Annotated in this window: 15 protein-coding genes; 7 read left to right on the plus strand and 8 right to left on the minus strand. The window is 64.9% G+C overall.

Annotated elements, in window-relative coordinates:
• The first annotated feature begins 52 nt into the window (after positions 1-52).
• From AB7535_RS38110 to AB7535_RS38120, 3 genes are all read left to right on the plus strand, one after another.
• Complete coding sequence (locus AB7535_RS38110; RefSeq protein WP_354113334.1) at positions 53-1,669, plus strand: acyl-CoA carboxylase subunit beta; 1,617 nt, start codon at positions 53-55, stop codon at positions 1,667-1,669.
• On the plus strand, positions 1,666-3,642 hold the full coding sequence (locus tag AB7535_RS38115) for an acetyl/propionyl/methylcrotonyl-CoA carboxylase subunit alpha (RefSeq protein ID WP_354113335.1): 1,977 nt from the start codon (positions 1,666-1,668) through the stop codon (positions 3,640-3,642). Before AB7535_RS38110 ends, AB7535_RS38115 begins: the two co-directional genes overlap by 4 nt.
• A gap of 266 nt (positions 3,643-3,908) precedes the next feature.
• The gene (locus AB7535_RS38120; protein ID WP_354113336.1) at positions 3,909-4,721 is read left to right on the plus strand and encodes a hypothetical protein; all 813 of its coding nucleotides are present in this window, start codon (positions 3,909-3,911) and stop codon (positions 4,719-4,721) included.
• Here the strand turns inward: AB7535_RS38120 and AB7535_RS38125 are convergent.
• The 7 genes from AB7535_RS38125 to AB7535_RS38155 form a co-directional block, all read right to left on the minus strand.
• Positions 4,693-5,679, minus strand: a complete 987-nt coding sequence (locus AB7535_RS38125; RefSeq protein ID WP_354113337.1) for an ABC transporter ATP-binding protein — start codon at positions 5,677-5,679, stop codon at positions 4,693-4,695. The genes AB7535_RS38120 and AB7535_RS38125 overlap by 29 nt on opposite strands.
• A complete protein-coding gene (locus tag AB7535_RS38130) occupies positions 5,676-6,683 on the minus strand; it encodes an ABC transporter ATP-binding protein (protein ID WP_354113338.1) in 1,008 nt (335 codons plus the stop codon). Before AB7535_RS38130 ends, AB7535_RS38125 begins: the two co-directional genes overlap by 4 nt.
• On the minus strand, positions 6,683-7,576 hold the full coding sequence (locus AB7535_RS38135) for an ABC transporter permease (RefSeq protein ID WP_354113339.1): 894 nt from the start codon (positions 7,574-7,576) through the stop codon (positions 6,683-6,685). The genes AB7535_RS38130 and AB7535_RS38135 overlap by 1 nt, the downstream gene beginning before the upstream one ends.
• Before the next feature lie 9 nt (positions 7,577-7,585).
• On the minus strand, positions 7,586-8,533 hold the full coding sequence (locus AB7535_RS38140; protein WP_354113340.1) for an ABC transporter permease: 948 nt from the start codon (positions 8,531-8,533) through the stop codon (positions 7,586-7,588).
• 35 nt (positions 8,534-8,568) lie between these two features.
• Positions 8,569-10,167: an ABC transporter substrate-binding protein gene (locus AB7535_RS38145; protein ID WP_354113341.1), complete on the minus strand. Its 1,599-nt coding sequence runs from the start codon at positions 10,165-10,167 to the stop codon at positions 8,569-8,571.
• A 365-nt stretch (positions 10,168-10,532) separates the two neighbouring features.
• Positions 10,533-12,083, minus strand: coding sequence for an AMP-binding protein (locus tag AB7535_RS38150; RefSeq protein ID WP_071909070.1), 1,551 nt, complete (start codon positions 12,081-12,083; stop codon positions 10,533-10,535).
• Positions 12,084-12,101: 18 nt separating this feature from the next.
• Positions 12,102-13,256, minus strand: a complete 1,155-nt coding sequence (locus tag AB7535_RS38155) for an iron-containing alcohol dehydrogenase (protein WP_354113855.1) — start codon at positions 13,254-13,256, stop codon at positions 12,102-12,104.
• Positions 13,257-13,579: 323 nt separating this feature from the next.
• On the opposite strand from AB7535_RS38155, the gene AB7535_RS38160 reads away from it, so the two are divergent.
• From AB7535_RS38160 to AB7535_RS38175, 4 genes are all read left to right on the plus strand, one after another.
• Complete coding sequence (locus tag AB7535_RS38160; protein ID WP_247312926.1) at positions 13,580-14,572, plus strand: aldo/keto reductase; 993 nt, start codon at positions 13,580-13,582, stop codon at positions 14,570-14,572.
• 283 nt (positions 14,573-14,855) lie between these two features.
• Positions 14,856-16,067: an efflux RND transporter periplasmic adaptor subunit gene (locus AB7535_RS38165; protein ID WP_354113856.1), complete on the plus strand. Its 1,212-nt coding sequence runs from the start codon at positions 14,856-14,858 to the stop codon at positions 16,065-16,067.
• A complete protein-coding gene (locus AB7535_RS38170) occupies positions 16,064-19,234 on the plus strand; it encodes an efflux RND transporter permease subunit (protein ID WP_439037553.1) in 3,171 nt (1,056 codons plus the stop codon). The genes AB7535_RS38165 and AB7535_RS38170 overlap by 4 nt, the downstream gene beginning before the upstream one ends.
• A 292-nt stretch (positions 19,235-19,526) precedes the next feature.
• Entirely contained in the window at positions 19,527-20,720 is a 1,194-nt protein-coding gene (locus AB7535_RS38175) for an ABC transporter substrate-binding protein (protein ID WP_071909074.1), read from the plus strand.
• 158 nt (positions 20,721-20,878) lie between these two features.
• On the opposite strand, the gene AB7535_RS38180 is transcribed toward AB7535_RS38175, so the two are convergent.
• Positions 20,879-21,265, minus strand: coding sequence for an MAPEG family protein (locus AB7535_RS38180; protein ID WP_063979972.1), 387 nt, complete (start codon positions 21,263-21,265; stop codon positions 20,879-20,881).
• Between the last annotated feature and the right edge of the window lie 23 nt (positions 21,266-21,288).

A 21,288-nucleotide genomic window follows, 5' to 3' on the forward strand; every position in this document is an offset into this window, starting at 1 on the left:
GTCTGGATTGCTTCGTCGCTTCGCTCCTCGCAATGACGAGCAGGATAGAGTTATGTCCATTCTCGACAACACCATTTCCCCCGGCAGCACTGGCTATCATGCCAATCGCGACGGCATGCTCGCGCTGATCGACCGCATGCGCGCGCTGGAAGAGCGCACGCGTGCGGCGTCGGCGGCGGCAAAGGATCGCTTCCACAAGCGCGGCCAGCTGCTGCCGCGCGAACGCGTCGCGCTGGTGCTCGATCCCGGCGCGCCCTTCATCGAGCTGTCGACGCTCGCCGGCTACATGTTCGACGTATCAGATGCGAACAAGAGCGTGCCCGGCGGCGGCGTCATCTCCGGCATCGGCTTCGTCTCCGGCGTCCGCTGCATGGTCAGCGCCAATGACGCCGGCATCGATGCCGGTGCGCTCCAGCCTTACGGCCTCGACAAGACGCTGCGGGTGCAGGAGCTCGCGCTGGAGAACAAGCTGCCTTACGTCCAGCTCGTCGAAAGCGCCGGGGCCAATCTGCTGCGCTACCGCGTCGAGGACTTTGTTCGCGGCGGCAACATCTTTCGCAATCTCGCGCGGCTTTCCGCTGCGGGGCTGCCGGTCGTCACCGTGACGCACGGTTCGTCGACCGCGGGCGGCGCCTACCAGACCGGCCTGTCCGATTACATCGTCATGGTCCGCGGCCGCACCCGCGCCTTCCTTGCCGGGCCGCCGCTGCTGAAGGCAGCGACAGGCGAGATCGCGACCGAGGAAGAGCTTGGCGGTGCCGAGATGCACACCCAGGTCTCCGGCCTCGGCGATTATCTCGCGGAGGACGACCGCGATGCGCTGCGCATCGCGCGCGAGATCATGGCGGCGCTGGAATGGGAGCGGCCGGGCCGGGCGGTTTCACAGTTCAAACCGCCGCGCTACGACCAGGACGAGCTGCTCGGCATCATGCCGATGGACCACAAGCGCACCGTCGACATGAAGCAGGTGATCGCGCGCATCGTCGACGATTCCGACTTCACCGAGATGGCGCCCAATTACGGCCCCGCCACCGTCTGCGGTCACGCCCGCATCGAAGGCCAGGCGATCGGCATCATCACCAACAACGGCCCGCTCGATCCCGCCGGCGCCAACAAGGCGACGCATTTCATCCAGGCCTGCTGCCAGACCCGCACGCCGCTGCTCTATCTCAACAACACCACCGGCTACATGGTCGGCAAGGCCTATGAAGAAGCCGGCATGATCAAGCACGGCTCGAAGATGATCCAGGCGGTCACGTCGGCGACGGTGCCGCAGATCACCATCTATTGCGGCGCCTCGTTCGGCGCCGGCAATTACGGCATGTGCGGACGCGGCTTCCATCCGCGCTTCTGTTTCTCCTGGCCCAACGCCAAGACCGCCGTGATGGGCGGCGAGCAGGCGGCGGAAACCATGGCGATCGTGACCGAGGCCGCTGCCGCGCGCCGCGGCAAGCCGGTCGAGAAAGAAAAGCTCGACGCGATGAAGGCGCAGATCATCGGCGTCTTCGACGGCCAGATGGACGTGTTCTCGACCAGCGCGCGCGTGCTCGACGACGGCGTGATCGATCCGCGCGACACCCGCGCGGTGCTGTCCGAGGTGCTCGCGATCTGCCGCGAGGGCGATGCGCGCACGCCCCAGCGCATGCAATTCTCGGTGGCCCGCCCATGAGGAACGGATCAGTGCAAAACCGGCCGTTCTTCAGGGTTTTGGTTGCCAATCGCGGCGAGATCGCGCTGCGCGTGATGCGGAGTGCGCGGCAGCTCGGCCTCGGCGTCGTTGCGGTCTATTCGGATGCCGATCGTGATGCGCTCCACGTGCGGCAGGCCGACCAGGCCGTGCGCATCGGCGAAGCCCTGCCGGCGCAATCCTATCTCAACATTCCCGCGATCATCGCCGCGGCCAAGGCGAGCGGCGCGGATGCCGTCCATCCCGGCTACGGCTTCCTCGCCGAGAACGAGGACTTTGCCCAGGCGTGCAAGGAGGCCGGCCTCGTCTTCATTGGACCGTCGCCGCAGGCGATCGAGGCGATGGGTAACAAGGCTGGCGCCAAGGAGATCATGAGGAAGGCCGGCGTGCCCTGCGTGCCCGGCTATCAGGGCGCCGACCAAAGCGACGAGGTCATGCTCGCAGAAGCCAAAAAGATCGGCTTCCCCGTGATGATCAAGGCGGTTGCGGGCGGCGGCGGCCGCGGCATGCGGCTCGTCACCGATGCTGCATCCTTCCCCGATGCGCTGCGCAGTGCGCGGTCTGAAGCCAAAGCCGCCTTTGGCGATCCGACCGTCATCCTCGAACGCGCCATCCAGAATCCCCGCCACATCGAGATCCAGGTGTTCGGCGATAGCCATGGCAACGCCATCCATCTCGGCGAACGCGACTGCTCGGTGCAGCGGCGACACCAAAAGCTGATCGAGGAGGCGCCATCGCCGGCGGTCACGCCGGAGCTGCGCGCGAAAATGGGTGAGGTCGCTGTCGCCGCAGTCAAGGCGCTGCGCTATGAGGGCGCTGGCACGCTGGAATTCCTGCTCGATGCGAGCGGGGAATTCTACTTCATGGAGATGAACACGCGCCTCCAGGTCGAGCATCCCGTGACCGAGGCGATCACCGGGCTCGATCTCGTCGAGCTGCAGCTGCGCGTCGCGCGCGGCGAGCCATTGCCGGTGAAGCAGCAGGACATCAAGTTCTCAGGCCACGCCATCGAGGTGCGGCTGTGCTCGGAAGATGCCGCGCAGGATTTCATGCCGCAGTCCGGCCGTATGGCCCGCTGGCAGGTGCCTGACAGCGTCCGCGTCGAGCACGCGCTGCAATCGGGCGCAGAGATCCCGCCGTTCTACGATTCCATGATCGCCAAGGTGATCAGCCATGGCGCGACACGGGAGGAGGCGAGGGGGCGGCTGATCGTCGGCCTGGAGCAACTCACTGCATTTGGCGTGACCACCAATCAGGCGTTCCTGATGTCGTGCCTGCGTCATCCCGGATTTGCCAAGGGCGAGGCGACGACAGCCTTCATCGGTACGCATCGCGACGAGTTGCTGGCGCCCTCGGCGAATGCCGCATTCGATACGGCGCTTGCGGGCCTGCTGCTCTACGTCACCAATCCGCGCGCGCCGTCATGGCAAAGCGGACGGAGTCTGGCGGCAACATTTCCGCTACCGGCGAAAGTCGAGATCGCCAGCCACACCCACGAGCTCGAAGTCACGCGTGAGCGCGGTGGCGGGTACATCGTCGCCGCCGACGTCCGTCAGGACAAGTTCGAGATCGACCAGCTCGATCCCGACGCCATCCGCTTCCGCCACGACGGCGTGATGGACAGCGCAAAATTCGTGCGCGACGGCGACCGGCTCTACCTCCAGCATCGCGGCATCCCGCTTGCGGTCACCGACCTCACCCTCGCCGCACCGAAGGCGGCCGCAACCAACGGCGGCGATGGCAAAGTCCGCGCCGCCATGAACGGCCGCGTCGTCGCCGTGCTGGTCAAGCCCGGCGACCGCGTCACCGCCGGTCAACCGGTGATGACCTTGGAAGCAATGAAGATGGAGCACGTCCACAAGGCCGGCATCGACGGCGTGGTCGCCGCGATCGACGTCGCCGAAGGCGAGCAGGTCACGACGGGCAGGATCGTCGCGGAGATCGGGGCGGGTTAGCCTCTCTCCGTCATTGCGAGCGCAGAGAAGCAATCCAGTCTGCATCCGCAGAAGCACTCTGGATTGCTTCGCTGCGCTCGCAATGACGATGGGGAGAGATGCCGTCTCAAACGCGACTCGCTGCCGTGGCTGCACGCGGGCGTCCCAATAAATCCAAATAATTCTAATATGATATTGCCTGTTTGATCTCGCTCACGATTGTTATTGAACATTGTTCAATTCCGGGCTACTAATAATGAGCGATGTCAAATCATGTGGAGGCCTGCATGTTGCGCGCAAATCACCACGCCCGAGAGACCGATGCCCTGCTGCCGTCAGTGTCCCGCCGGTTCTCGTTCGCCCCGCCGCAAGTTCGCGAAAAATATCTGATCGGCGCACTCATCGTCCTGACGCTCGTGGCGCTCCTCGCGCCGGCGTTGCCCGCCTCCGCCTGGCACATCCCACATTTCGTCGACACTCGCACCTGGCTGGGCGTGCCCAACGCCGGCGACGTCCTGAGCAATCTCGCCTTCCTGGCGATGGGCGCTTGGGGCTTGCTGCGCCTGTGTGCCCACCCTGATGCGCCCGCGGGTGCAGGTTGCCTCTTCGTGGGTCTGATCCTCACTTGCATAGGATCGTGCATCTATCATCTGGATCCCGACGCGCCGCAGCGGCTGGTGGCCGATCGTCTCGGTATGGCGGTGGCGTTCGCGGGCTTTCTGGGCATCGCGGCCAGCGAGCGCATCAGCATGCGTGCCGGTCAGGCGGTGGTGGTGCTGGTGACGGTTGCGGGCCTGCTCGCGGCCTGGGTGGCACGCGAGAATCTCACGCCATGGGTGGTCGTGCAGTTCGGCGGCATGGCGTTGGCCGTGGGACTGGCGTTGACACGGCCCCGGCCCGGTGCGCTTGGCGTGTCTCTGGGCGGCGTGATCTTCTTTTACGCGCTGGCCAAGCTTTTCGAGCTGGGTGACGTGACCATATTTGAAGCGACAGGCCACATTGTCTCGGGCCACACGCTCAAGCATCTGGCCGCCGCGCTGGCGGCGTGGCCGGTGATCCGGGCGTTGCGGCCTACTGGCTCCGCCCCGTCCCCTCGTTGAGCAGACACGCCACCTGATGCCCGTCGCCGGCATCCACCAGCGCCGGCCGCTCCGTCTTGCACCGCTCGATCGCAAACCGGCAGCGGGTGTGAAACGCGCAGCCCGATGGCGGATTGACCGGGCTCGGCACGTCGCCGTCGACCAGCGGCGCGAGCTTCTTGGCAAACGGGTTCGCAACCGGCACTGACGCGAGCAGGGCCTGCGTGTAGGGATGGCGCGGGTTGCGGAACAGCTCGTCCTTGCCGGCGATCTCGACGATCCGACCGAGATACATCACGGCGACGCGGTGGCTGATATGGGCGACCACGGCGAGGTCATGCGCGATGAAAAGATAGGAGAAGCCGTGCTGCTTCTGCAGGTCGATCAGGAGATTGATCACCTGCGCCTGGATCGAGACGTCGAGCGCGGAGACCGGTTCGTCGCAGACGATCAGGCGCGGCCCGAGTGCCAGCGCGCGCGCGATGCAGATGCGCTGGCGCTGGCCGCCGGAAAATTGATGCGGGAAGTTGCGCATCTGATCAGGCCGCAGGCCCACCTGCTCGAACAGTTTTGCGGTCCGCGCTTCCAGCTCCTTGCCGCTCGCGAGCCCATGCACGGCGAGCGGCTCGCCGACGATGTCGCCGGCGGTCATGCGCGGATTGAGCGAAGCGAACGGGTCCTGAAACACGATCTGCATCGAGCGGCGATGCGGCCGCAGCGCGGTCTTGGAGAGACGGGTGATGTCCTCTCCGTCAAGGCGGATCTGACCCGAAGTCGGCTCGACCAGCCGCAGCACGCTGCGTGCCACCGTCGACTTGCCGCAGCCGGATTCGCCGACCAGGCCGAGCGTCTCGCCGGTATGAACCGAGAACGAGACGCCGTCGACCGCATGCACGGTGCCGACCTGCCGCCGCAACACGCCGGCGCGCACCGCATAGTGCTTCTTGAGATCGGTGACTTCGAGCAGCGCCTCGGTCATGCCACCTCCGCCACTTCGGCCGCGCGCCAGCACGCCGCGAGATGGCCGCCGCCCCAGTCCTCCAGCGGCGGATATTCGGCCTCGCAACGCTTGATCGCGAGCTTGCAGCGCGGCGCGAAGGCGCAGCCTTTCGGCAGCCGCACCAGCGACGGCACGGTGCCGGGAATTTCGTTGAGCCGCGCCTGCACCGGAACACCTGACGCCGGCACCGCCGGGATCGAGGCCATCAGCCCGCGCGTGTAGGGGTGCTTGGGATCGGCGAACAGCGCTTCCACCGTTGCCTCCTCCACCTTCCTCCCCGCATACATCACGATCACCCGCTGCGCGGTCTGCGCCACGACGCCGAGATCATGCGTGATCAGCACGAGGCCGGTGCCGAGCTCCTTCTGAAGGTCGAGGATCAGCGCCAGGATCTGTGCCTGGATGGTGACGTCGAGCGCGGTGGTCGGCTCGTCCGCGATCAGCAGCGCCGGACGGCAGGCCAGCGCCATCGCGATCATCGCGCGCTGGCGCATGCCGCCGGAAAGCTGATGCGGATACTCCCGCGCGCGCCGCGCCGGTTCGGGAATGCGGACCAGCCGCAGCATCTCGACCGCGATGTCGCGCGCTTCTCTGGCCGGCATCGCCCGGTGCAACCGGACCGCCTCGACGATCTGGTCACCGATCCGCATCACCGGATTGAGCGAGGTCATCGGCTCCTGGAAGATCATGGAGATGCGATTGCCCCTGACAGCGCGCATCTCGGCTTCATCCAGCGCCAGCAGCTCGGTGCCTTCGAGCGTGACCGACCCGCCGACGATGCGGCCGGGCGGATCGGGCACCAGCCGCATCAGGGACAGCGCGGTGACGCTCTTGCCGCAGCCGGACTCGCCGACGATCGCCAGCGTCTCGCCCCGCTTCACGGTGAAGGAGACGTCGTCCACGGCTTTGAACAGGCCGGAATTGGTGAAGAACACCGTCTTCAGGTTCTTCACATCGAGCACGAGATCGGATTTGTCTGCCATCAGCCGCGCTGCCGGGGATCGAGGATGTCGCGCAGGGCGTCGCCGAACAGATTGGCGCCGAACACGGCGAGGCTGATCGCGATGCCGGGGAAGATCACCAGCCACGGTGCGGTGCGGACATATTCGGCGGCGGATTCCGAGAGCATGCGGCCCCAGGACGGATAGGGCTCGGGAATGCCGAGGCCGAGGAAGGACAGGGAAGCCTCGGTCAGGATGGTCGAGCCGAGCTGCGCGGTCGCGAGCACGATCAGCGGCGCCAGCGTGTTCGGCAGCACGTGGCGCAGCGCGATGCGCACCTCGCTCATGCCGATCGACTTGGCGGCTTCGATAAAGGGCAGCTCGCGCAGCGCCAGCGTGTTGGCGCGAATGACGCGCGACACGGTCGGGATCAGCGGAATGGCGATGGCGATGATGACGTTCTGCAGGGACGGACCGAGCGCGGCGGTCATGATCAACGCCAGGACCAGCAGCGGAAGCGCTTGAAGAATGTCGGAGACGCGCTGGAATACGAGATCGACCCAGCCGGAGAGATAGCCGGAGGTCAGCCCGACGATGACCCCGATCGTGCCGCCGAGCGCGGTCGAGCCGATGCCGACCGCGAGCGAGATACGCGCGCCGTGGATGATGCGGCTGAACACGTCGCGGCCGAAGGAATCCGTGCCCATCCAGTGCGCCAGGCTCGGGCGCGCCAGCGCACGGGCGGCGTCGATGGTCAGGGGATCGTAGCGCGCGATGAAATCGGCAAAGATCGCTGTGAACACGAACAGCGTCATGATGATCAGCCCGGCCGCGCCCAGCACATGCCGCTGCGCCAAATACAGCACGCGCCGCCAGCCACCGGTCGCATGCGCGCCAGCGCGTCTCAGTTCGAGATCATAGTCAATCGCGGCCAAGCTGATCTCCTAATCCGTATACCGGATGCGCGGATCGAACACCGCGTAGAGCATGTCGACGATGAAGTTCGCGCTCACCACCACGACCGCAATCAACATCACGAGGTTCTGCACGATCGGGTAGTCGCGCCAGCGGATCGCTTCGACCAGGAAGCGTGCGACGCCGGGGATGTTGAACACGGTCTCGGTCACGATCAGGCCGCCGATCAGGAACGCGGCCTCGATGCCGATCACGGTGATGACGGGCAGGATCGCGTTCTTCAGCGCATGCTTATAGTTGACGGCGGCGTCGGAGGCGCCCTTGGCGCGCGCGGTGCGGATATAGTCCTGCCGCAGCACCTCGAGCATCGAGGATCGCGTGATGCGCATGGTCAGCGCCGCGCTGCGGAAGCCGACGGCTGCCGCAGGCACGGCGTAGGTCGCGAACGCCTCGAGCCAGGTCTTCGGATTCGGATTGAAGATCGGCATCTGGTTGAACATCGCCACCGACGCCGTGAGGATCAGCAGGCCGAGCCAGAACGAGGGCAGCGACAATCCGCTGAGGCTGACGACGCGCAACGCGTAATCGAGCCGTGTGCCCTGCTTCACCGCGCTGATGACGCCGAGTGGAATGCCGATCGATGCGGAAAACAACAGCGCCAGCCCGGCGAGCCGCGCGGTGATCGGGATCCGCGGCAAAATCTCCTGAAGCGCGGGCTTCTCGGAAACATAGGAGTAGCCGAAATCGCCGCGCAGAAAGCCGCTGATCCAGTGCCAGTACTGCACGACCAGTGGCTGGTCGATGCCGAGCTCCTTCTCCAGATTGGCCTTGTCGGCGGGGTCGACGTAGCCGGCCGCGGCAAACAGGATGTCGACGATGTTGCCCGGCACGATGCGCAGCAGGAAGAAGATGACGACCGAGATCCCGAACAGGGTCACGAGCATCAGGAACAGGCGCCGCACCAGATAGGCAAACATGCATCGCCTCCTGTCGAAACCGTCAGCCGCCTGCGCTACTTGTCCATCCAGACGTCCTCGTAGCGATACCCATTATAGGAGCTGTTCGACATCACCGTTACGCCCTTGACATAGGGCTGCCAGCAGGAGCCGGTGCGCGCGTGGAAGATGATCGGGCGGGCGACGTCCTCCTGCAGCTTCTTGTCGATGTCCCACACCAGCTTCTTGCGCTTGTTGACGTCGGTCTCCTGCGACTGCACATCGAACAGCTTTTCGATCTCCTTGTTGCAGTAATTGGTGTAGTTGCGCTCGGAGCCGCAGGAATAGTTCTCGTAGAACGACTGGTCGGGATCGTCGACGGCGTTGCCGGTCAGGTTGAGCCCGAGCATGTAGTCCTTGCGTGCGATCTTCGGAAACCAGTTCGCGGTCTCGACCACGTCGAGCTCGCCGTCGATATAGATGCTCTTGAGCTGGTCGATCAGGATCACCGCGGGATCGCGATAGACCGGGATGTTGCGGGTCGAGACCTTGACGGCGAGATGCTTGTCCGGCCCGTAGCCGGCCTTCTGCATCAGCTTCTTGGCTTCCTCGCGGTTGGCGTTCACATCGGGGCCGTAGCCGGGAATGCTCTCGAGCATCTCCTTCGGCATGCCCCACAGCCCGTTCGGTGGCGGCAGCATGGTGCCGCCGACATCGCCCTGGCCCTCGAACATGATCGAGATGAACGCCTTGCGGTCGAGCGACAGCGCCATGGCGCGGCGGATGTCGATATTGTCGAACGGCGGCGCCGACGAATTGACGATGATGTTGGTGGCGACATTGTTGGGCTCGACCACGCAGACCGCTTTCGGCGCCTGCGATTTGACGTCCTTCAGCAGCGGAATGCTCACTTCGGTCGGGAACGCCATGTCGAACTTGCCGGCGACGAAGGCGAGGATCGCGGTCGAACGGTTCGGGATGATGGTGAACTCGATGCCGTCGAGATAGGGCCGCCCCTCGCGCCAATAGTCGGGATTGCGGGTCAGCTTGATCGATTCATTGGCCTTGAACTCGACGAATTTGAACGGGCCGGTGCCGATCGGGTGCGTGCGCATGTCGCCGGGCGAGACATGACAGGGATAGACCGGCGTGTAGCCCGAGGCGAGCAGGGCCAGCAGCGAAGGCTGGGGTCGCTTCAAGTTGAAGGAAACTTCGAGGTCGCCGTTGGTGGAGACGTCGTTGACCTGTTCGTACCAGGTCTTGCGCGGATTCTGCCGGAACTTCTGCTGCGACTTGCCCATCAACATGTCGAAGGTGCATTTGACGTCCGCGGAGGTGAACGGCTTGCCGTCATGCCATTTCACGCCCGGACGCAGCTTGAAGGTCAGCGTCTTGTTGTCGTTGACCCAGGCCCAGCTCTCGGCGAGTTCCGGAATGATGTTGTCCATCCTGTTCTGCGCCTCGTCCTGCTTGTAGATGACGAGGTTGTTGAACACAGGCATGAAGGGAACATTGAGCGAATAGGTCGCGCCTTCATGGATCGAGGCATTGCCGGGGCTGTCGCGGTGGTACATCCGCAGGATTCCGCCCTGTTTGGGCCCGCCGGCGAGCGCGGTCGTCGAGGTCGTCAGCACAGATAGCGCCGCCACTGCGGCGAGCGCCCACACGCTCCGCATGCTCATCCTCCCTGGACATTAGTCTTTTGGGCCTTTGCGGCCTGTTTGTCAGACGATAGCGACGCGCGTGCAGCGAGGCAACCGGCAAGGCCGCTCGCCGCCTCGACAATTCGGATGACGGAAGGCCGCAGGCGTTCACACTCTCTTCATGTGAGAGTGCAGGTGCGAAGGGATGGTTCCTGTGCGCGCAGCTGCCTCAACAAACTCCGCCGTCGTCCCGGACAAGCGAAGCGCAGATCCGGGATCCATAACCACAGGAAGTCGTTTGATGAAGACTCGGAGTTACCTGCTCGCGTGACGACTCCTGCCGGTGCTTATGGGTCCCGGGTTCGCGACTTCGTCGCGCCCCGGGACGACAGTGGGGCTCACACGATCCGTGACGTCTTGTTCCCCCAATAGCGGTCCCGCAGCAGCCGCTTGTACAGCTTGCCCGTCGGCAGCCGCGGCAGTTCCTTTTCGAAATCGACCGAACGCGGCACCTTCTGCCGCGACAGCGATTGGCCGCAGAAGGCGATCAGTTCTTCAGCGAGCGCCTCGCCCGGCACGATGCCGGGCATCGGCTGCACCACCGCCTTCACCTCTTCGCCGAGATCGGGATTGGGCACGCCGAACACCGCGGCATCGGCGACCTTCGGATGGGTGATGAGCAGGTTCTCGCATTCCTGCGGATAGATGTTCACCCCGCCGGAGATGATCATGAAGGTCGCGCGGTCGGTCAAATAGAGGAAACGATCTTCGTCGACATAGCCGACGTCGCCGACCGTGCTCATGCTGCCGTCGGCCGAGCGCGCCTCCCTGGTCTTCTCGGGGTCGTTGAAATATTCGAACGACGATGCCGTCTTGAACCAGACCTGGCCCGGCGTGCCGGTCGGGCACGCCCTCATGTTCTCGTCGAGAATGTGGAGGTCGCCGAGCAGCACCTTGCCGACGGTGCCGCGGTGGCTAAGCCATTCCTCGCTGTTGCAGGCGGTGAAGCCGAGGCCTTCGGTCGCGCCATAATATTCGTGGATGATCGGTCCCCACCATTTGATGATGTCGTCCTTGACCAATGCCGGGCAGGGCGCTGCGGCGTGGATCGCAATCTCCAGCGACGACAGGTCGTAGCGGTCGCGCACCTCCTCCGGCAGCTTCAGCATGCGCGAGAACATCGTCGGCACCAGCTGGGTGTGGGTGATACCCCATTGCTGGACGAGCTGGAGATAACGTTCGGGATCGAACGTCTCCTTGATGATCACGGTGCCGCCCATGCGGATCGTGAGGTTCACCGCGGCTTGCGGCGCGGAGTGATAGAGGGGGGCAGGCGAGAGATAGACCATGCCCTCGCGGTAGCGCCAAAGCTTTGTCAGGAAATCGAACAGCGGCAGATTGTGCTTCGGCGGTTCCTCCGGCAGCGGGCGCAGGATGCCTTTCGGCCGTCCGGTCGTGCCGGATGAATAGAGCATGGCGGTGCCGAGCCATTCATCGGCGATCGGAGCCTCGGGCAGGTCGGCGGTCACCTCGGCGAGGCCGACGATACGGTCGCTCTCGCCGGGGCCGTCGGCGACGATGCAGAGCTTGATGTCCGGACAGGCCTTGATAGCCTCGCGGGCGATGTCGAGTTTCGCAACGGACGTGATCAGGATTTTCGACTGGCTGTTGACGAGGAGATAGGCGAGCTCGCCCGGCGTCAGGAACGAGTTGATGCAGGTGTAGTACAGTCCGGAGCGCTCGCCCGCGCCGCAGGCTTCGAGGTAGCGCGAATTGTTCTCCATGAAGATCGAATAATGGTCGAGCCGCTTCAAGCCGTGCTCGCGGAACAGATGCGCCAGGCGGTTGCTGCGCGCATCGAGCTCGCGATAGGTGACGGCCTCGCCGGTTGCAGCCATGATGAAGGCGGGTTGGAGCGGGCGTAGACGAGCATGCTGACCTGGATACATCAGTCCTCCGGCTTGAAATTATGCGGCGAGAAGCAGGATTTCGCGAATGTCGGCGGGGCCGTCGATCTTGCGCGGGTTGCGCGGGATCCAGTTCGTGCGCATCGCCTGTTCGGCGATGGCGTCGAAATGCTCCGGCGAGACGCGGACGTCGGCGAGGCTGCGCGGCATGCCGAGCGAGCGGATGAAGGCATCGAGCACGTCGCCGGCGTTGTGGCCGGGAAAACCCATCGCGGCGGCGACGATCATCTGGCGCTCGGAATTGTCGCGCGCATTCCAGCGCATCACCGCGGGCAGCATGATGCAGGAGGTGTAGCCGTGCGGCACGTCGAAGGCCGCACCCAGCACATAGCCAATGCCGTGGCTCGCACCCATCGGCACGCCGGCGGCGAGCGCGCCCATCGACAGCCAGGTGCCGATCTGCGCATCCATGCGGGCGTCGAGGTCGGCAGGGTCGGCCTTCACCCGCGGCAGCGCGTCGGCGAGCATGGCCAGCCCCTTCACCGACTGCGCGTCGGCATAAGGATGCGTCTCGCGCGAGCAGATCGCCTCGACGCAATGGTCGACGGCGCGGATGCCGGTGGAGAGAAATAGCCATTCCGGCGTGTGCACGGTGATGGCGGGATCGAGGATGGTCGCGCGCGGCACCGTGAGCGGATGCCGCAGCATCCGCTTCACATGCGTGACGCGGTCGGTGACGCCGGCGATCGCGCTGAACTCGCCGCCGGCGATCGTGGTCGGCACGCTGATCTGGCGCACGCTCGGCGCCGTCATTTCCGGCGCGACGCCCTTGTGCACGCGGATGCGCTCGATGCCCTCGACGTCGTCGATACCGTTGGCAAGGCAGAGCTGCACCGCCTTGGCGCCGTCGGTGATCGAGCCGCCGCCCACGGTGACGATCAGGTCGGCGTTCACTTCGCGTGCGGCATTGGTCGCCGCGATCACCGCCTCGCGCGGCGTGTGCGCCGGCATGGCGTCGAACAGGCCGGCGCAGCGCGCGCCGAGCGCGTCTTTGATCTTCGCGATTTCGTCGGTCTGACGGTTCAGCGTGCCCGAGACCATCAGGAAGGCGCGGCGCGTCCCCAGCCGGTCCATCTGCGCAACAACGGCCTCGGCCGCGGGATGGCCGAACACGACCTCCTCGATCGCGCCGTAAACGACACGTCCCTGGTGCACGCCTGTCCTCCCAGGACAATTCGTCTTGTTTTTGTGGGGGTAATCTAGCCGAGCGGGCGGCATTCGTCATGCGCGAAGACGCTGCCCGTCCTATTGCCGACCCCCACAAGCGTGACGAGGTCAGGCGTTAGCAAGCGCGCGGTTCAGCGGGCGCAAGCCTAATTCATGAATAAAATGCATAGGTTCATGCGCATTCTGTCGGCTAATCGCTCGCATCTCAAAGGGCTACCCTTCGATTGAAATCAGAGAAAAAGCGGCGTCGCTTTGAGCCGTCGGGCAATTGCCGGGCAGCGTGTCGACTTGTTTGAGCAGGACATCCAGCAATGAAAACGCGCAAGCTTGGCCCGAGCGGTCTTGAGGTTTCGGCAATCGGTCTGGGCTGCATGGGGCTGAGCTTCGGTCTCGGCCCTGCAGCCGACCATAAGGAGGCGATCGCGGTGATCCGCGCAGCGGTCGAGCGCGGCGTGACGCTGTTCGACACCGCAGAAGCCTATGGGCCGTTCACCAATGAGACATTGGTTGGCGAAGCGTTGGAGCCGGTGCGGGATCAGGTTCTGATCTGCACGAAGTTCGGCTTCAAGATCAACGAGAAGGGCGAGATGCTCGGGCTGGACAGCCGGCCAAGGCACATCCGCGAGGTCGTCGAGGCCTCGCTGAAGCGGCTGCGGACGGACCGGATCGACCTCCTGTACCAGCACCGCGTCGATCCGGCGGTACCGATGGAGGACGTGGCCGGCGCGGTGAAGGAACTCGTTGCGGAGGGCAAGGTAAAGCACTTCGGCTTGTCGGAGGCGAGCCCACAGAACATCCGCAAGGCGCATGCGGTGCTGCCGGTCGCCGCAATCCAGGATCACTATTCGTTGTGGATGCGCGAACCCGAGAGCACGAAGTTTCCGGTCTGCGAAGAACTCGGTATCGGTCTTGTGGCATGGGGACCGCTCGGTCAGGGCTTCCTGACCGGCAAGATCACCAAGGATATGAAGTTCGACGATCCGAACGACCTGCGCAAGGATTTTCCCCGCTTCAAACCCGAGGCGCTCGAGGCCAATTTCAAAGTGGTCGATTTCCTGAAAAGTCTGGCGGCAGACAGGGGCATTACGCCGGCCCAAATCGCACTCGCGTGGCTGCTTGCGCAGAGGCCGTGGATCGTACCGATTCCGGGCGGGACGAAGTTCGATCATCTCGATGACAATCTGCCGGCGGCTGACGTCGAGCTGACGGCCAAGGATTGGCGCGAGATCGATCAGGCCTTCGCCGCCATCGAAATTACGGGCGGAGCCCTGTCGGAAGCTCTGGATGCGGCAATCGACCGCTAGGGCTTTGACCGCGAGGGGATGTCCTTCCTCAAGGATGAAAACGAGATCGACGGCGGCACGACTCGACAGGGCGAGCGCCTGCAGCCGTGTCGTGCAAGAGCGCCGCCGACCGCGACGTCCGGGGCCAGCGGTCTCGCTGTCAACCCGTCATCCGGCTAGGGCATCCTCCCAAGCGTTGCGCGCGCTTTCGTCTTGAAGATTTCATCATTGAAACCCATCTTGTGTCGCCCGCGGGTAGGCGAGTACGCTGCTTTTGCTGCGGCAAATGTGCGAGGGACTTGGGATGAGCGGACCGGACCGAAACGAGCATTTTGTCAAAACGCACGATTTCGTCCTACCTCGACTTTGCGCAATTGCCGGGCTCCTCGCCGCGACGTTCGCTCTCGCTGGTTGCGGACAACCGGCCTCGCAGGCCGCCGCCCCACCGCCGCCGCCGGTGACCGTCGCCCAGCCGGTCAAGCGCACCGTCACCGATTGGGACGAGTTCACCGGCCGCTTCGAGGCGGTCGAGGAGGTGCAGGTGCGTCCCCGCGTCGGCGGCTTCGTCAACTCCGTCGAGTTCCAGGACGGCGCGATCGTGCATCAGGGCGACCTGCTCTACGTCATCGACCCGCGCCCGTTCGAGGCGGTGGCCGAGCAGGCGGACGGCCAGTTGTCCGACGCGCGTGCCAAGGTGGAGCTTGCCAAGCGCGAGCTCGACCGTGGCCTGAATCTGGTCCAGACCAGCGCGGTCTCCGAGCAGGCCGTCGACCAGCGCCGCCAGGCCCTGCAGGCGGCGCATGCCGCGGAGACGCAGGCCGCAGGTGCGCTGAAGGCCGCCCGGCTCAATATCGAGTTCACCCATGTGACCGCGCCGCTCACCGGCCGCGTCAGCCGCCATCTCGTCAGCCCTGGCAATCTCGTGCAGGGCAGCGATACCGGCACCTCGACGCTGCTCACCTCGATCGTCGCGCTCGACCCGATCTACGTCTATTTCGACATGGATGAGGCGACGTTCATCAAATACAGCAAGCTGTGGTTCGAAGGCCGCCGCCCGAGCTCGCGCGACACCGCGAACCCGGTGCAGGTGACGCTCGCCGGCGAGACCAAGCCGTCGCATGAGGGCACCATCAACTTCCTCGACAACCGCCTCGATGTCTCAACCGGCACGCTGCGCAGCCGGGCCGTGATCAAGAACACCGATCTCTCGATCCTGCCGGGCCAGTTCGGCCGCGTCCGGCTGATCGGCAGCGCGCCCTATGAGGCGCTGCTGATTCCCGACGTCGCGGTCGCGACCGACCAGTCCCGCAAGATCGTGTTCGTCGTGAAGCCGGACGACACCGTAGAGGCCCGCCCCGTGGTGCTCGGTCCGCTCGATGAGGGCCTGCGCGTGATCCGCGAGGGGCTGAAGGCGGAGGACCGCGTCATCGTCAACGGCATCCAGCGCGCCCGCGTCGGCGCCAAGGTCGCTCCGTCTCCCGCGCCAGCGCCGGCCAAGTCCGGTGACAAGTCATGAACCTTGGCCGTCTCTCCATCAACCAGCCCATCCTGGCGATGGTGCTGTCGATCGTGCTGCTGATCGTCGGCGCGCTCGCCTATACCACGCTGCCGGTCTCCGAATATCCGCAAGTGGTGCCGCCGACGGTCGTCGTCACCACGCAATATCCGGGCGCCTCGGCGCAGACCGTGTCCGACACGGTCGCAGCTCCCATCGAGCAGCAGATCAACGGCGTCGAGGACATGCTGTATCTCTACAGCCAGGCGACCTCGAACGGGCAATTGACGATCACCGTCACCTTCAAGCTCGGGACCGACCTCGACAAGGCGCAGGTGCTGGTGCAGAACCGCGTCGCGATCGCACAGCCGCAGCTGCCGGACGAAGTGCAGCGCAACGGCGTCGTCACGCGCAAGAACTCGCCCGACATCCTGATGGTCGTGTTCATGCTGTCGCCGGACGATACGTTCGACCAGCTCTACATCTCCAATTACGCGCTGCTCCAGGTCCGTGACCAGCTGCTGCGGATCGACGGCGTCGGCGACATCCAGATCTTCGGCGCACGCGACTATTCGATGCGGCTCTGGCTCGATCCTGACCGCATCGCCAATCTCGGCCTGACCTCGACCGAGGTGCTGGCCGCGATCCGTGCCCAGAACGTCCAGATCGCGGGCGGCCAGATCGCCGAGCCGCCGATCGCCGATCGGGCCTTCCAGCCAAACCTCGTTTTCACCGGGCGCCTGAAGGACCAGAAGCAGTTCGAGGACATCCTGATCAAGGCCGGCTCCGACGGCCGCACGGTGCGGCTGCGCGACGTCGCCCGCATCGAGCTCGGTGCTCTCGCCTACTCGACCAACAGCTTCTTGCTGCGCAAATCGGCGGTTGCCATGCTGGTGACGCAGCGGCCCGGGTCGAACGCCCTTGCGACGGCCAAGAGCATCTCCGACACCATGGTGAATCTCAAGGCGAGCTTCCCGAAAGGCCTCGACTACAATATCGGCTACAACCCGACCGAGTTCATCGCGCAGTCGGTCCATGAGCTGATCAAGACCATCTACGAGGCCATGCTGCTGGTGGTCATCGTGGTGCTGGTGTTCTTGCAGGGATGGCGGCCGGCGATCATTCCGATCATCGCTATACCGGTCTCGCTGGTCGGCACCTTCGCGGTGATGGCAGCGCTCGGCTTCTCCATCAACAATCTCACGCTGTTCGGCCTCGTGCTCGCTGTCGGCATCGTGGTCGACGACGCCATCGTCGTGGTCGAGAACGTCGAGCGGCATCTCGAGCACGGCTTGAGCCGGCGCGATGCCGCGCTCAAGACCATGGAGGAGGTCGGCGGCGCGCTGGTCTCGATCGCGCTGGTGCTGTGCGCGGTGTTCGTCCCGACGGCGTTCATAGGGGGGATTTCGGGCCAGTTCTTCCAGCAATTCGCCGTCACCATCGCGGTGGCGACCGCGATCTCCTGCTTCTGCTCGCTGACGCTGTCGCCGGCGCTGGCTTCGATGATCCTCACGCCGCACGAGGAAAAGCGACCGCCGGCCGCCTGGAATGTCATCGCGCGCGGCTGGAATGCCTTCACCGGCGTGTTCAACCGCGTGTTCGACCGGCTCGCGCATGGTTATGCTGGTCTCGCCAATTTCGTGATCCGCCATTCGGTGGTGATGATCCTGATCTATGTCGTGCTGATCGGCAGCGCCGGCTGGCTGATCGCGACCACGCCGCAGGGCTTCATTCCCGCGCAGGATCGCGGCTACGTCATCATCTCCGTGCAATTGCCGGGCGCGGCGTCGCTGGCGCGCACCACCGAAGTCGTGCGCGAGATCGAGCGGATCTCGCTGGACACGCCCGGCATCGTCCGCGTCGCCGCCTTCGCCGGCTTCTCGGGCGCCACCCGCACGCAGGCGGGCAATGCTGCGGCGCTGTTCCCGGTTTTCGACGAGCCCGAGGCGCGGATGAAGAAGGGATTGTCTGCGAACGCCATCACGGTCGAACTGCGCAAGCGCCTGGCCGCAATCCAGGGCGCCTTCATCATCGTGATTCCGCCGCCGGCCGTGCCCGGCATCGGCACCGGCGGCGGCTTCACCATCCGCGTCCAGGACCGCCAGGGCCGAGGACCTGAGCTGCTCGCCGCGGCCACCGACGAGCTTGTCGCCGCGGCGCGCAAATCGCCGTTGCTGCTCGGCCCCACGGTTTTCTCCCCGTTCTCGGCCAACACGCCGCAGCTCTTCGTCGACATCGACCGCACCAAGGCGCAGAAGCTCGGCGTGCCCATCGCCAACATCAACGACACGATCCAGACCTACTTCGGATCGACCTACGTCAACGACTTCAACCTGTTCGGCCGCACCTATCACGTCACCGCGCAGGCTGACTTCCCGTTCCGAAAAGAGCCCAGCGACCTCTCGCGCCTGCGCACGCGCAACGCCTCCGGCGACATGGTGATGCTCGGCAGCGTGGTCGAGTTCAAGGACGTCTCCGGCCCCGACCGCGTCGCGCGCTACAATCTCTATGCTGCGTCCGAGCTCCAAGGCGAGCCGGCGCCGGGCACCAGCTCGACCACCGCGCTCAACACCATCAAGAAGCTCGCGGACGACATCTTGCCCAGCGGCTTCACCTTCGAATGGACCGATCTGTCCTATCAGCAGGTCACCGGCGGCAATGCGGGCCTGCTCGTGTTCCCGATCTGCGTGCTGTTCGTCTATCTCGTGCTCGCCGCGCAATATGGCAGCTGGACGCTTCCATTCGCGGTGATCCTGATCGTGCCGATGTGCCTGTTGGCCGCCACGATCGGCGTGCGCATCATGGGGCAGGACGTCAACATCCTCACCCAGATCGGATTCGTCGTTCTGGTGGGGTTAGCTGCAAAGAACGCGATCCTGATCGTCGAGTTCGCACGCGACATCGAGAAGGAAGGCAAGCCGCGGCTGGAGGCCGTCATCGACGCCTGCCGCCTGCGCCTGCGGCCGATCCTGATGACCTCCTTCGCCTTCATCCTCGGCGTGCTGCCGCTGGTGATATCGTCCGGCTCGGGCTCGGAGATGCGGCAGGCGGTCGGCGTTGCCGTGTTCTTCGGCATGATCGGCGTCACCCTGTTCGGCCTGCTGTTCACCCCGATCTTCTATGTGGTGGTGCGGAACCTGGCGGAAGGGCGGAACGAGGGGAAGAAGCCGGAGGTGGCTGCTTCTTAGTCGTTGCGGGTGGCCACTGGCGTATCCACACCCTCGCTGTCGTCCCCGCGTAAGCGGGGACCCATACCCCCAGGGGGAAGTTGCGGCGCGAGACAGGTAACTCCGAGCCTTCGCAAAGCTTCTCCCTGTGGTTATGGGTCCCGGGCTCGCGCTACGCGCGCCCCGGGACGACAGCGGTGGTTGGCGCGCAGAATCCCATACTAACGGCCTACGCCGAAATGGATGGGCAGGCGCGGGGTTCTTCACTAGTATCCGCGCGATTTCAAAACAGAAAACTGCTGGGAGCCAACATATGAAATCAGCACTTTTGGCCGCTGTCGCAACGTCTGCTCTGTTGCTCGCTGCGCCGGCCTCCGCCCAAGGCGTCAAGATCGGCATTCTCAACGATCAGTCCGGCGTCTATGCCGACTACGGCGGCAAATACTCGGTCGAAGCCGCCAAGATGGCGATCGAGGATTTCGGCGGCGAGGTGCTTGGCCAGAAGATCGAGATGGTCACCGCCGATCACCAGAACAAGCCGGATCTTGCCACGTCGATCGCGCGGCGCTGGTACGACGTCGAGAACGTGGACATGATCACGGAGCTGACGACCTCCTCGGTCGCGCTCGCGATCCACGAGCTCTCCAAGGAAAAGAAGAAGATCGACATCGTCGTCGGCGCCGCGACCTCGCGCCTCACCGGCGATGCCTGCCAGCCCTACGGCTTCCACTGGGCCTATGATACCCGTGCGCTCGGCGTCGGCACCGGCGGCGCGCTGACGAAAGCCGGCGGCGACACCTGGTTCTTCCTCACGGCCGACTATGCCTTCGGCTACGCGCTGGAGAAGGACACCAGCGAGATCGTCACCGCCAATGGCGGCAAGGTGGCCGGCTCGGTCCGCGTGCCGCTCAACTCGTCGGACTTCTCCTCCTTCCTGCTCCAGGCGCAGAGCTCGAAGGCGAAGATCGTCGGCCTCGCCAATGCCGGCCTCGACACCACCAACTCGATCAAGCAGGCGGCCGAGTTCGGCATCGTCTCCGGCGGCCAGAAGCTCGCCGGCCTCCTGATGACGCTCGCCGAGGTGAATGGTCTCGGCCTGCAGGCGGCGCAAGGCCTGGTGCTGACCGAGGGCTATTACTGGGACCTCAACGACCGCACCCGCCATTTCGGCGAACGCTTCTTCAAGCGCACCAGCCGGATGCCGAACATGATTCAGGCCGGCACCTATTCGGCGACGCTGAGCTATCTCAAGGCGGTCAAGGCCGCCGGCACCAAGGACCCCGACGCGGTCGCCAAGAAGCTGAAGGAGCTGCCGGTCGACGACGACTTTGCGCAGGGCGGCAAGGTGCTCGAGAACGGCCGCATGGTCCACGACATGTATCTGTTCGAGGTCAAGAAGCCGTCGGAATCGAAGAAGCCGTGGGATTATTACAAGCTGCTCGCAACCGTCCCCGGCGACAAGGCGTTCTTCGCCGCCAAGGACAGCGGCTGCCCGCTGACGAAGTAAGGCTCTCGTGTCCCGGACGCGCTGCAGCGTGAAACGCTGCTGCGCAGAGCCGGGACCCACATTTCTCCATGGGGCGAGACCAGATTGGGTCCCGGTTCAGCGGCGCAGTGTTGCACGCTGCACCGCGCCCTGGAGACGGGCGCGCGTGATGCCGCGCCTCACACCATCCGCAACACCACCGCCCCCAATGCCCCCGCCCACAGCGCAATCGCCGCGATGCCCTGGATCGCAAAGCCCGGGCCGCGCTTTGCCGCGGCCTGCGAATAACCGATGAAGTAGACGATGCGGCCGATGATCCAGACCGCGCCGATTCCCGCCGCAATGGCGTCGCCGATATAGATCGCGAACAGCCAGAGCGCCGGCAGGAAGACCGGCATCCATTCCAGCGTGTTCGCCTGGATGCGGAAGGCGCGCTCGAAATCCGGGTGGCCCGACATTGCCGGCACCTTGACACCGGTCTTGGTGCGCGCGCGCGAGACGTTGATGCAGGTGAACATGTAGAATGCGATCGCCAGCAGCGTGACGAGGGCGGTGAGATGATACATCGCAGATCCTTTTGAGGAGGTCG

This window comes from Bradyrhizobium sp. 956_D2_N1_4 (assembly GCF_052076025.1).
GTDB classification, from domain to species: Bacteria; Pseudomonadota; Alphaproteobacteria; order Rhizobiales; family Xanthobacteraceae; genus Bradyrhizobium; species Bradyrhizobium barranii.

What these genes read in the sequence shown, in the direction of transcription:
- AB7535_RS38160 (WP_247312926.1), top strand. Translation starts at nt 13,580, where the DNA reads ATGAAAACGCGCAAGCTTGGCCCGAGCGGTCTTGAGGTTTCGGCAATC.
- AB7535_RS38170 (WP_439037553.1), top strand. Translation starts at nt 16,064, where the DNA reads ATGAACCTTGGCCGTCTCTCCATCAACCAGCCCATCCTGGCGATGGTG.
- AB7535_RS38115 (WP_354113335.1), top strand. Translation starts at nt 1,666, where the DNA reads ATGAGGAACGGATCAGTGCAAAACCGGCCGTTCTTCAGGGTTTTGGTT.
- AB7535_RS38130 (WP_354113338.1), bottom strand. Translation starts at nt 6,683, where the DNA reads ATGGCAGACAAATCCGATCTCGTGCTCGATGTGAAGAACCTGAAGACG.
- AB7535_RS38110 (WP_354113334.1), top strand. Translation starts at nt 53, where the DNA reads ATGTCCATTCTCGACAACACCATTTCCCCCGGCAGCACTGGCTATCAT.
- AB7535_RS38125 (WP_354113337.1), bottom strand. Translation starts at nt 5,679, where the DNA reads ATGACCGAGGCGCTGCTCGAAGTCACCGATCTCAAGAAGCACTATGCG.
- AB7535_RS38120 (WP_354113336.1), top strand. Translation starts at nt 3,909, where the DNA reads ATGTTGCGCGCAAATCACCACGCCCGAGAGACCGATGCCCTGCTGCCG.
- AB7535_RS38150 (WP_071909070.1), bottom strand. Translation starts at nt 12,083, where the DNA reads ATGTATCCAGGTCAGCATGCTCGTCTACGCCCGCTCCAACCCGCCTTC.
- AB7535_RS38175 (WP_071909074.1), top strand. Translation starts at nt 19,527, where the DNA reads ATGAAATCAGCACTTTTGGCCGCTGTCGCAACGTCTGCTCTGTTGCTC.
- AB7535_RS38165 (WP_354113856.1), top strand. Translation starts at nt 14,856, where the DNA reads ATGAGCGGACCGGACCGAAACGAGCATTTTGTCAAAACGCACGATTTC.
- AB7535_RS38140 (WP_354113340.1), bottom strand. Translation starts at nt 8,533, where the DNA reads ATGTTTGCCTATCTGGTGCGGCGCCTGTTCCTGATGCTCGTGACCCTG.
- AB7535_RS38145 (WP_354113341.1), bottom strand. Translation starts at nt 10,167, where the DNA reads ATGCGGAGCGTGTGGGCGCTCGCCGCAGTGGCGGCGCTATCTGTGCTG.
- AB7535_RS38180 (WP_063979972.1), bottom strand. Translation starts at nt 21,265, where the DNA reads ATGTATCATCTCACCGCCCTCGTCACGCTGCTGGCGATCGCATTCTAC.